Raw genomic sequence first — 12022 nt, forward strand, 5'->3', positions numbered from 1 at the left:
CCCGCGGAGCGGGTACCACATCGCTGCGCGATGTGCAAGCGAACACCCGTGCTGCGCACGGGTGTTGCGCTCACGCTCCGCGTGAGCGCTAGCGGGTGGCTGCGCCACCCGCACACCCTGCTTGCGCAGCAAGCAGGGTGACGGTCCGTCCGCTGCGCTCCCGGACCGGCGGGACCTTGTCCCGATGCCAGGCTTCCGCTTCGCTCCAGCCTGGCCGGCGGGTCCGCTGCGCTCCCCCGCCTGACGGTCCTTCCGGCTGCGCCTCCAGAACCGTTGAGGCCCGCTGGCGCGGGCCGAGCTGGCTACTGAGGTGGGGTCGGTCGTCCGTGTGGGTTTCGATGTTTCGCGCATCTGATCTGATGCAGCATGTAGCATTGGCGAAAATGTGGGATACCCGGCGGGGCAGGAGATCGCATGGTGGGGCAGTTTGTTTTGGTAGAGATTTCACGTCATGACTGGGACAGCATGACGTGCGGGTGCATGAGAAGCGCCTCTCATGTGCCTCATGACTTTCTTGCTTCGTTGCGTGCCGCCCCGCCGGAGCGGGTGGGTGAGGGGTGGGCCGACAACCATGTGTACATCCAGTCCAACCTCATGGCGCCGGCCGTGGCTACTGCGTGCATGGTTGCTGCCTCCCTTGCGGACCCTCTGGTGCCGCTTACGTGGAGGAGGAGTTTGATTCAGGTTCTTTGGACGCTGTGTTACGGCGAACAGGACAGTGTCGCCGACGCCTGCCGGGAGGCCGTTCGACGATGCGCGTGGTCGCTGTATGAGGAGATCGGCTCGGGGCGCTCGAAGTCCGCGGCCGCGTACGCCTTCGAGCTCCTCGCGGGCTTCCCTGAAGAGAGGGAAAGACTCTCCTATTTCCAGGAGAGGTACCGAGCTCATCTGCCATCAGACCTCCACGCCGAGCAATTCAACGTCGACAGCTTCAACGAATCTGAGGACTCGATGTGAAACCGATTAACCTCAAGGAGCATCAGGTCGACCAGAAGTTGGCGTTTCGGAAATGGGTTGGATTCCCTGCAAGGTCATCTGTGCCCCCGCAGGGTGCCCGGGGCACTATCGTGTCAGCGACCGGTTCGGGCAAGACGATCACGGCGGCCGCGTGCGCGCTGGAGTGCTTCCGAGACGGCCGGATCCTCGTGACCGTGCCCACCCTGGACCTGCTCGCGCAGACCGCCCAGGCGTGGCGCCTGGTCGGTCACCGGGCGCCGATGGTGGCGGTGTGCTCGCTGGAGAACGACCCGGTGCTGAAGGAGCTGGGGGTGCGGACCACCACCAACCCGATCCAGCTGGCCCTGTGGGCGGGGTCCGGGCCGGTGGTCGTGTTCGCCACGTACGCCTCCCTGGTGGACCGCGAGGACATCGACGCACCCGAGGGCCAGCGGAAGGTTCGCGGGCCGCTGGAGGCCGCTCTGGCGGGCGGAGAGCGGCTGTACGGCCAGCGCATGGCAGGCTTCGACCTCGCGATCGTCGATGAGGCTCACGGAACCGCCGGTGATCTTGGCCGTCCGTGGGCGGCGATCCACGACAACCAGCGGATCCCGGCGGACTTCCGGCTCTACTTCACCGCGACCCCGCGCATCCTCGCCGCGGCCCGCCCGCAGAAGGGCGCGGAAGGCCAGGAGGCAGAGATCGCGACCATGGCCGACGACCCGGACGGCACGTACGGCGCGTGGCTCGCCGAGCTCGGGCTGTCAGAGGCGATCGAGCGGGAGATCCTGGCGGGGTTCGAGATCGACGTGCTGGAGATCCGCGACCCCTCGCCCGTTATCGGGGAGTCGGAGGAGGCGCGGCGCGGCCGGCGCCTCGCACTCCTGCAGACCGCGCTCCTGGAGCACGCCGCCGCGTACAACCTGCGCACGGTCATGACGTTCCACCAGAAGGTAGAGGAAGCCGCCGCGTTCGCGGAGAAGCTGCCAGAGACGGCTGCCGAGCTGTACATGAACGACGCCTCGGACGAGGACCTGGCCGCTGCGGACAAGCTGCCGAAGTCCTCCATCGACGCGGAATTCTACGAACTCGAGGCCGGCCGCCACGTACCCTCGGACCGCGTGTGGTCGGCGTGGCTGTGCGGCGACCACCTCGTGACCGAGCGGCGCGAGGTCATCAGGCAGTTCGCCAACGGCATCGACGCCGCCGGGCGCCGGGTCCACCGCGCCTTCCTCGCCAGCGTTCGCGTGCTCGGGGAAGGCGTGGACATCACCGGCGAGCGGGGAGTCGAGGCCGTCTGCTTCGCCGACACCCGCGGCTCACAGGTGGAGATCGTGCAGAACATCGGCCGCGCGCTCCGCCTCAACAAGGACGGCTCCACCAAGGTCGCCAGGATCATCGTGCCCGTCTTCCTGGAGCCCGGCGAGGACCCGACCGACATGGTCGCCAGTGCCAGCTTCCGCCCCCTTGTAGCCGTGCTCCAGGGCCTGCGCTCGCACGATGAGCGCCTGGTCGAGCAGCTCGCCTCCCGCGCCCTCACCAGCGGAAAGCGCAAGATCCACGTACGGCGGGACGAGGACGGGCAGATCGTCGGGACCGGCGGCGAGAGCCAGGAGGAGGACGACACCCAGGCCGCCGCCGAAGCGGCCCTGCTCCACTTCTCCAGCCCGCGCGACGCGGCCACGATCGCAGCGTTCCTGCGCACCCGCGTCTACCGGCCGGAGTCGCTGGTGTGGCTGGAGGGCTACCAGGCCCTGCTGCGCTGGCGGGCGCAGAACGAGATCACCGGCGTCTACGCCGTGCCCTATGACGTCGAGGTCGAGGTCGGCGTCACCAAGGACTTCCCCCTCGGGCGGTGGGTGCACCAGCAGCGCAAGGCCCTGCGGGCGGGTGAGCTGGAGGACCGGCGCAAGGTCCTCCTGGACGCGCCGGAGGCCGGGATGGTCTGGGAGCCGGGCGAGGAAGCGTGGGAGACCAAGCTCGCCGCGCTCCGGTCCTACCACCGGGCCACCGGACACCTCGCCCCCCGTCAGAACGCGGTCTGGGGCGAGGGCGAGGCGATGGTGCCCATCGGGCAGCACATGGCCAACCTCCGCCGCAAAGGCGGCCTGGGCAAGGACCCGGAGCGGGCGGCACAGCGCGCGAAGCAACTGGCCACGATCGATGAGGACTGGAACTGTCCGTGGCCGCTGGACTGGCAGCGGCACTACCGCATCCTCGCCGACCTCGTCGACGCCGACGGCCAGCTTCCCGACATCGCACCCGGCGTCGTCTTCGACGGCGACGACATCGGACGTTGGCTCCAACGGCAGAAGCAGCCGGCCACCTGGGCGCAACTGTCGAGCGCGCAGCAGGAGCGGCTGACCGAGCTGGGCGTGACGCCCGTCGTACGGGCCGCTGGGATCCGGGCGGTCAAGGGTGAGAAGGCGGGGAAGGCGTCAGCGGCCTTCCACAAGGGCGTTCAGGCCCTCGCGCAGTACATCGCCCGCGAAGGCCACCACCGCGTCCCCAGGGCGCATGCAGAAGAGATCGCGGTGGAAGGCGAGGCTGCCCCGGTGGTCGTGAAACTGGGTGTGTGGATCTCCAACACCAAGACCCGCCGCGACAAGCTCACCCCCGAACAACTCGCCACACTCACGGAGCTGGGCGTGGAATGGGCGTGACACCGCTACCTGCCGGTCGCTGAACCGGCAGAACATCGGCACGCGCTCTGGGATGCCGAGGCAGACTTCACTCGGGACATGGGGTCGAGTTGTAGAGAGCGGCGGCTACGCAAGCGCCTTATTGATGGCAGCGAACAGCTTCTGCCAAGCAGCCTGCTCGTCGGCCGTCAGATCACTCCAGCCATGATCGGTCAGCCACTGCAGGAATGCCTTAGCGAGCTTCCACTTCGAGAAGCCTGAAATCTCGGCCTTGAAGATGTCGGCGATGTGGCGTTTTTGCTGGGCGGCCTCCGTCGCACGGACGTCCCAGCCGAGTTTGTCGAGAGCGACCTTTACCAAGGTGGTGCGTAGAAGGTCCTCGGTCTCGGGGCCGGGAACGGAGCCAGTGTAGTAATCCTTGGTGCGCAGGATCTGGTTGTTCTTCAGCAAACGAACCAAGTCGTCCTGGGTAGCTGCCTTCTCGCCGGCCGCGTCGGAGTCAAGCAAAGCACTGACTTTCAGCTTCTGGCTGTGCAGGAGGGTGCAGTAGTAGATGACCTTGCTGGAACTGCCGGCGGGCACGATGGCGATGTTGTCACGCATCGTGGTCACACCAGCCTCACGCATGGCACCGGCAAGCCCCTCGAGGAACCACATGTCAGTCAGGCCTTCGGTGACGAGGTTACGGCGCTGGCTGAACATGCTCTGTGCGAGGTCGTAGCCGAGTGCAGCCTGCAGCGGGAAGACCGAGCGGGGGTCGTCGGACACGAGCTGGGTATGGATCTTTGTGCCCGTGGTCCGGTCGACCATCTCCACTAGGCGTACTCGGTGCAGCTCCTCCGGACCAACCATGAACGGCGAGTGGGTGGTGTACAGGATCTGGTTGTCCTCGGCCAGCATCTCCACGGTCCTGCGGAATTCACGCTGCTTGAGCGGATGCAGGTGCAGTCCGGGCTCGTCCAGGAGCAGGATCGCGTTGTTCAGCTGGTCCTTCGCCTGGGCGCGGAAGACCACGAAGAAGCTGACGAGCCATCGGAATCCTTCGCTGCGCTGATCGAGTTCGACTTCGACCCCGAGGTCGTCGACGACGACCACCTTGAGGTACTGGTCATCTGCAACAAGACGCAGTTGCAGGTTGTCGTCGCCCCAGACGTTGCTGATCAGCTGGGTGATCAGGACACTCGCTGCGTTCAGCTTGTACTGGCGTGCGTCGCGCTGGTCCTGCCACGCTTTCTCGGCTGCCCGGTAGGCCACCATCGCATTCTGGTCCTGCCGGTTCGGCGGGAGCTCGGGAGCAGGCTGGCTGACCATCTGCGAAAGCTCAGCAGCGCTGAAACCCAGAAGATCGAGCAGGCACAGGTTGCCGAAGTCGTACTCCTGGTCCAGGTCGCCAGCGGCCTGACGCTGGGCAAGGTTCGCCAGATGGATCCGAGGACGCACGGTGAAGTACTGCGAGTAGTAGACGAACACCGGGACCCGTGATCCAAGGGCGTCCCATGCCTGCCTGAAGATGGTGAAGCGGCGGGCCGCGGCACGGAGCCGGTCGAACTGGGCATCGGCCTGCTTGTTTTCCTCATCGATGTGAGGCAGAGCCCGTTCGAGCCAGTCGTCCAGCTTGTTGGCAGTGGCGCCGACCAGCCGCGTGGTGTCACGCACGTCCGCCAACAGTTGATCAAGTTCATCGGCCAACTGCTGTCCTTCATCCCCACGCCCCTTGACGTGGGTCTTGAGGCGGGCAGCGTCCTTGCTGACGTCCTTCCACTGCACGCTCCGGCCAACGCCGGGCAGGTCCCAGTTGCGACTGTTGTCGAGGTACCGCGTCAGTACGAGCGTCTTAGCGTCAGCGAAGACGCTGGCGTCGATGTCGTGGAGTGCCGCAATGTCGTCCTCGTCCAGGGTGAACATCGCCCGCGCGACCGGGACATAGCCGGCTTCCTTGTCGCCCCGATCGAGTTCGGTGTACCGAGACCTCGGGTAGTCCCGCAGGGCGTCCAGCCCGTCCCGCTGGTCTGCCGGCGGATTCACCTGCTGCAGCGCCCGAAGGACGGCGGTCTTCCCGGCCTCGTTGGCCCCCACCACAATGGTCTTGTCCGGTTCTACCTCGAACTCGGTCGAATCGATCACCGAGCGGTAGTTCGTCACGTGTGCCGCGCTGAGCCTCATTCGTCCCTCCTGCGCGCTCACAGTACGCCCTGGTCACGCAGCCTGCCCGGGCTTTCCAGGCGACGGTGGTCAGAGGTCGAACTCCAGGTGCTCGATGTCGGTAAGGCGGACCTCCTCCAGCTGGCCGGCGCGGCGGCCACCGTCTTGGAAGTACACCTCCTTGAGTGCTTCAGCGGCGATCTGCTGGAGCTCCACGTCGGTGGCGCCCTGCTCCTGGGCGGCGAAGAGGCGGGCGGCGTAGCGCGGTGGTAGGGCGATGGTCAGGTGCCGGAGGCGGTCCTCGTCGGTCGTGCCGATCGGCGCGGTGTAGCCGATCCGGGCGCGGGTGTCGATGACGATGCCGCCGGTCGTGGCTGCCTTCTCACGGGCCTTGGCCCGGATCTGTGGCTGCCAGCGCTTCTTCACCTCGTTCTCCAGGCGGGCGGCGAGGTCCGGGCGCGGCTTCTTGATCTGGTCCTTCACGTACCGCTCGACGGTGCGCTGGGAGATCCGCAGCATCTGGGCGACTGCCTTGGTGGTCTTGAGCTGCTTGACCAGGTACCGCATCTGCGCGGGCGCGCTCTTGGGCGCCGGGCGGGTGAACGCCTTCTGTACCGCGGCGTCCAGGCCGTTGCCGAACAGGCTCATCGCGCTCTACCTACTCCCCGGTGTCCTGGGCGGTGACGGTGCCGTCCTTGATGTACCGGGCGAGGTTGAGCTCTGGGGCGTTGAACTGCTCGCGGACGCCCTCGCCCCACAGCACGCTCTGGGTGCCTTCGTGCTTCACCAGCCCGGGGTTCACTCCGAGCTTGAAGCCGCCGGGCAGCGGCTTGCCGTCCCGGTAGGGCAGGAAATCCAGCGGCGACGGCCCGTCGGACGCGTAGACGGCGCAGTCCGAGAGGATGGCCACCGGGTACTGCCCGGTGAAGGCGGCGTGCTTGACGATCTTGCGGTGCATGTTGATCCGGGTCCGGGAGATGACGGCGGCGCGGATGTCCGGGCGCCAGGTGGGCCGGGCAAGGGCCCGCCACGGCTGCCCGGGCTTCCAGCCCTCCCCGCGCGGGCGCTCGCGCAGCTTGCCGATGCCGCCCTTCACGGTCGCCTTGATCGCGGACACCACGATCGCCAGCTGAGGGTCACGCTGCCGGTAGCCGTCCATCGCCGCGAGGAACTCGGCCGGCTCCATGTCCGCGTGCACCCCGAGGTCGGCCATCGTGGCGAGGTAGGCGTCGCGCAGCCGGTTGTACCAGGCGTCCAGGTAGCGGCCGTTGTCGTGGCGGACGTACGCCTCGATCGGGCGGACGTCGTAGCCGAGTTCCACCGCGTACGCCACGGTCGGTGTCGCGTACCAGACCGGACCTGTGGGGTGCTCACCCTTCGGTGTGAACGGACCGGGCAGCAGGCTCGCGTCCAGGTCCGCCCACTTGTCCTGGGCGACCTTTACGCGGGACAGGTCGACGTGGGAGAGGTCGACGAGCCAGGAGCCGGGCAGTTTCGCGTCGAAGACGGGGTTCTTGACGTGCGTCGGCGCGCCCAGGCCGACGTTAAGGCCGTTCGCGCCGGCCGCGAAGGCCATGTTCACGTCGATGCCCACCAGATGAGGGCGCAGGCATTCGGCGTCGGTGAGCGGGCGCGCCCAGTCGTACGCCTCCTCCACCAGGACCTCAGCCGTGGTGCGCTGGTGGAAGCGCGGCAGGTCGGCGAGGAGCGGGTGCCCGTCGGGGGCCTCGCACGGCGCGCAGTCCAGCGGATCCTTGCCCAGCGAGCCGGGGTTGTGCTCGGAGTGCCGCCTGCCGTCCTCGTCCGGTTCGGAGGCGCGGGTCGGCGGGTGCAGGGCGGTCATCAGCTCCAGGCCTGTGACGGCGGTGGAGCCGCGCGGTGTCATCACCCGGGCTGCATAGGTGCCCAGGAGCCGCGCGAGTTCGGCCGGCGGAAGCTGGGCAGCGTCGGCCCAGTGGCGGGCATCGAGCGCGTCCCACGACGGGATGCACACCTGCACGCAGGAGCGCTCCGAGCCCTGCGCGGGGCGGTAGATCCTCGCCCACGGCCCGAAGCCGCGCTTGGTCAGCTGCCAGTTGGCGCGCGTCAGCTGCTTGATGACCTTGTGGCCCTCCGGAATCCGGCCGGCAAGGCGCTCCTCCTTGGTGAGCGTGGTGGGCAGGCCGTAGTGCTCGCACGCGGCCTCGGTCAGCACGATCAGCGGGTCGGCGTCCTTGCCCGGCCCGGACAACTTCGGCTGACCGAGCCGCCCTTCGTGCAGCGTCCACTCCACCAGCGCGGGAAGCGACTTCGCGGTGACGTCCAGGACCAGGCCGCCGACGCAGTACGCCAGCACCTGACCATCTGCGTCGACGTCGACGACCGCAAGCGGGCCGTTCTCGAAACGCGGATCGGTGCCGGCCTCCGTGGTGCCTGCGGGGGCAGTCTTCCGAGCGGCTGGACGGCGCGACGTCGGCCGGGTCGTGGCCGCCGGACGCGGTACAGCGGCAGGGGCAGCGGGGCGAAGTGCGGTGTTCGCGGGCTCCGCAGCCGGGCCTGTGGGTGCGGAGCGGGCTTGGGCCGGTTCAACCGCCGATGGCGCAGGAGCGGCCGGAACGGCAGGCGTCTCAGGGATCGCCGTGTCCTCAGGGGGCACCGGAGCGCCTGCGGGGTAGAGCTGGGCGAGTTGCTTGAGCATGCGGGCGTATGCGTCGCGCTCCGGGGGCCGCGGCTCGGTCTTGCCGGCCTCCCAGCCGCTGACCGTCGCGCGCCGCACCTGCAGTGCGGTGGCCACCTCGTCCAGTGTCAGGCCGTGCGCCTGGCGCAGCCGCTTGCGTTCCGCCGGGGGCGGCAACGGGGAGCGGGACGCGATGAGCGCGTCGACCGCGTCGAACAGCTCGGACATGCAGCACCTCCTGATCCGCAACCCTAGCGTGAAGCGCACATTTCGCGTACCAAACGCGTACGGATGACGTAAGCGGCGGCTGCAAGTCCTTTAGCCGAAGGTCCGCAGTGGTGTCTCGGCTATGGCTGAACTGGCCGAGGGAAGCGGCTTGGTGTGAGAGATCTGAGAGAGCAGACGGCTGCCGTGCAACAGCCATGGCGGTGGCAGAACGCTCGGGGGCGGGCATGGGCGAGATCGTCAAGGGGCTCGAACGAGCGTTGCTGACCCGTCCCGTGCCCACGCGTGACGCCGCTGTGCGTTTCCTGCTCAAGGCGGAGAAGGGCTCCACGAAGAACGTGGCCGTCCTCCTGGGGATCTCCCAGCGCACGGTACAGAGGTGGGTCACTACCCGGCCGGAAATGCGCCGCCGCCCCAGTGCCGTGCATGCGGGGTTGATCGATGAGGCCGTCAGGGCACGTTGGCAGCCTCTGGTGCGCGCCCGCCGGCGGGCCCGGGCCGAGGCCGACGGTTTTGTCTTCCACACCAGGGCGCGGTTCGGTTTCGCCGCTCCGGCAGGATCGTCAGACGATCCGCGAGTACGGCTGGTCACCCAGTACCTGTCGGGAGAAGTGGCCCGCGAGCTGTTCGCCGCCCGGGACGCCGGCAGGGGTGAGCAGCAGCAGATGGTGATCCTCGCCCGCGCTTTGGGGCATGCCTACTTCCGGGACTGGGGCCAGCGTGCCCACGGTCTCGGGATCGCCTTCACCGACGTGGAGTTCGCCGATTTCTCCATCGACTGACCGTGCACCGGAGTTGGGGCTCAGTGCGAGGGCGGTGTCTGGTGCCGTGTCAGCATCGCGTCATAGCGCTGTGCTTCCTTACATTCGCGCCAGTCCCACTGGATATGGAGGGTGCGCTGGCCTGCGGGCGGCTGGGGCGGGCGGAGCCTGGCAGCCTCGGCCACGCGCAGCAGGTGGGTGCGGTCGTGGGGGCTGGCCAGCAGATGCTGGTCCTGGCCGGGCGCGAGCTGGGCGAAGCAGACGGCGGCCTACAGGAAGAGGCGTGCCCACGGGGGTACGGGGTGGGTGGCGCAGCCATCGGTGTAGCGGGCGCGGTCATGCAGGGCCAGGGTGGCCGCGCCGTCGTCGTAGTCGCCGGGGCGGGCGGTGGCGAGCTGCTGGAAGGAGGCGCCGGTGAAGAGCGTGGCGGCGAGGGCTGCGGCCAGGCGGGGGTGGGCGGTCGCGGCGGCCAGGCGTCGGACGGCTTCCCGGGCTGTCTGCTGGGTGGGGGGTGCGGGTGGCGGCCGGTGCCGGAAGGTAATCGGCGGCGGTGTGCACGGGGCGGTACAGGTGGCGGGGCTGTCGTAGGAGACGAGGCGGTCCAGTGCGGGCAGGGTGAGCCACCGGTTGGCCGGCCGGGCGGGGGACTGTAAGACGTTCGGTGTAACTCCCGATCATGGAAGATGCATCGATGACCAGTGAGAACGTGTCCGAGTCCGAGACTGCCGAGCCCAGGAAGGCTGCGTCGGCGAAGGCCGTGGACGACCAGTTGATCGACGAGCTGGTGGGCCGCGCCCAGGCCGAGGGCCTGCAGCTGACCGGCGAGGGCGGCCTGCTGCAGCAGCTGACCAAGCGGCTGCTGGAGTCCGCCCTGGAAGGCGAGATCACCGACCATCTCGGTTATGACAAGCATGACCCGGCGGGCAAGAACGGTGGCAACTCCCGAAACGGCACGCGTTCCAAGACCGTGCTGACCGACGTCGGCCCGGTGGAGATAGCCGTGCCCCGCGACCGCGACGGTTCTTTCGAACCGAAGATCGTCAAGAAGCGGCAGAAGCGCCTGACCGGCGTCGACGAGATGGTCATCTCCTTGTCCGCAAAGGGCCTGACCACCGGCGAGGTCCAGGCCCACCTGGCCGAGGTCTATGGCGCCGAAGTCTCCCGCCAGACCATCTCCACCATCACCGACAAGGTGCTGGAGGGCATGGCCGAATGGCAGAGCCGCCCCCTCGACACCGTCTACCCGGTCGTCTTCATCGACGCCATCCACGTGAAGATCCGCGACGGTGCGGTGGTCAACCGGCCCATCTACGTGGCCCTGGCCGTCACCACCGAAGGCCGGCGGGAGATCTTGGGGCTGTGGGCCGGCGACGGCGGCGAGGGCGCCAAGCACTGGCTGCACATCCTCACGGAGATCAAGAACCGCGGCGTCAGCGACGTTCTCATGCTCGTCTGCGACGGACTCAAGGGCCTGCCCGAGGCGGTGGAGACCGTCTGGCCCAGGACGATCGTGCAGACCTGCGTCGTGCACCTGCTGCGGAACTCCTTCCGTTATGCCGCCCGGCAGGACAGGGACAAGATCGCCAAGCTCCTCAAGCCCGTCTACACGGCGCCGACCGAGGAGGCCGCCCTGGACCGGTTCGCCGAGTTCGCCGACGCCTGGGGTCGGAAGTATCCGGCGATCGTGAAGCTCTGGGAGAACGCCTGGGTGGGGGTGCCCCCGGACGGAGTCTGGGGGAGAGTTCACCCCCTTCCTGCGGTTCGACACCGAGATCCGCCGCATCGTCTGCACCACCAACGCGATCGAGTCGGTCAACGCCCGCATCCGCCGGGCGGTCAAGGCCCGCGGACACTTCCCCAACGAGCAGGCCGTCCTGAAGTGCGTCTACATGGCGATCATGTCCCTCGACCCCACCGGCAAGGGACAGGCCCGCTGGACCATGCGATGGAAGACCGCGCTGAACTCCTTCGACGCCCGCCTCTCAGCAGCCCGTCAGTAACCCCAACCACCCCAATCACACCGCTCGTTTGACAGACCCGCCCGAGGGTGTGACTGCGGCCGAAGGCCTGTGGGTGCACTCGCGGCGGGTGCAGGTCCAAGCGGTACCCGAGGGGCTTGATCTCCACAACAAAGGTGATATGCGCCATAGCAGCCCACAGACTTACTACAAGTGGCTTATAGGCCGTTTCTTATTGACGCCATAACGGATTTATCGGACGCACAGGATCAAAGCCCTGAACAGGCTCGATGAATGTTATGCCGGATTTATCCATCGCCTATCAGCGGGGGGTGCGCGTATACGGCCCTATCACCTTTGACCCCTTGCGAATGTGGCCGAGGTCACGGAATGAGGCTGTGCAGAGAGAGTCCGTGGATGCCGTAAAGGTCCGATTAATCCCTCCGGTTAGGCGTCCCTTTCACTTCCGTGTGATATAGCGCGTGTGGTCGCTCTCACATCTTCTGTCGGCGAGTCGCGAGAGCGTCCCGAATCCGGTCCCCGTTCGGCGGTCGATCGACTGGCGGATCCACGAGATCCAGGCCAGCGAGCGGGAACCCGCCGTCAGTGAGCCCATTCCAACTTCAGACGACGGCCGATCGGCGCTATGTCACGGGCGTCTGGTAGACCCTCGCTATGACGTTCTTGGTGGTGGTCGAGGGT

General features: G+C 67.7%; 6 protein-coding genes and 1 pseudogene. 4 read left to right on the forward strand and 3 right to left on the reverse strand.

The window, feature by feature from the left end; translation table 11 throughout:
* Nucleotides 1–414 precede the first annotated feature (414 nt).
* Together ACIRQ9_RS40085 and ACIRQ9_RS40090 are read left to right on the forward strand one after the other, a co-directional pair.
* A complete protein-coding gene (locus tag ACIRQ9_RS40085) occupies nucleotides 415–957 on the forward strand; it encodes a hypothetical protein (RefSeq protein WP_404185648.1) in 543 nt (180 codons plus the stop codon).
* Nucleotides 954–3599, forward strand: coding sequence for a Helicase associated domain protein (locus ACIRQ9_RS40090; RefSeq protein WP_404185651.1), 2646 nt, complete (start codon nucleotides 954–956; stop codon nucleotides 3597–3599). The genes ACIRQ9_RS40085 and ACIRQ9_RS40090 overlap by 4 nt, the downstream gene beginning before the upstream one ends.
* A 105-nt stretch (nucleotides 3600–3704) precedes the next feature.
* Here the strand turns inward: ACIRQ9_RS40090 and ACIRQ9_RS40095 are convergent, their stop codons facing one another.
* The 3 genes from ACIRQ9_RS40095 to tap form a co-directional block, all read right to left on the reverse strand.
* Nucleotides 3705–5741: an AAA family ATPase gene (locus ACIRQ9_RS40095; protein ID WP_404185654.1), complete on the reverse strand. Its 2037-nt coding sequence runs from the start codon at nucleotides 5739–5741 to the stop codon at nucleotides 3705–3707.
* A gap of 69 nt (nucleotides 5742–5810) precedes the next feature.
* Entirely contained in the window at nucleotides 5811–6368 is a 558-nt protein-coding gene (tpg, locus tag ACIRQ9_RS40100; protein ID WP_404185657.1) for a telomere-protecting terminal protein Tpg, read from the reverse strand.
* A 10-nt stretch (nucleotides 6369–6378) separates the two neighbouring features.
* Nucleotides 6379–8604, reverse strand: coding sequence for a telomere-associated protein Tap (gene tap, locus ACIRQ9_RS40105; RefSeq protein WP_404185660.1), 2226 nt, complete (start codon nucleotides 8602–8604; stop codon nucleotides 6379–6381).
* A gap of 194 nt (nucleotides 8605–8798) precedes the next feature.
* Here tap and tpg (ACIRQ9_RS40110) point away from each other — a divergent pair, with 194 nt between their 5' ends.
* Nucleotides 8799–9383 (forward strand): telomere-protecting terminal protein Tpg, encoded by a 585-nt coding sequence (gene tpg, locus ACIRQ9_RS40110; RefSeq protein WP_404185663.1) that lies wholly within the window; start codon nucleotides 8799–8801, stop codon nucleotides 9381–9383.
* Between the two features lie 670 nt (nucleotides 9384–10053).
* A pseudogene (locus ACIRQ9_RS40115) lies at nucleotides 10054–11362 on the forward strand (IS256 family transposase).
* Nucleotides 11363–12022 lie beyond the last annotated feature (660 nt).

Source organism: Streptomyces sp. NPDC101237, from assembly GCF_044767465.1.
Taxonomy (GTDB): domain Bacteria; phylum Actinomycetota; class Actinomycetes; order Streptomycetales; family Streptomycetaceae; genus Streptomyces; species Streptomyces gramineus.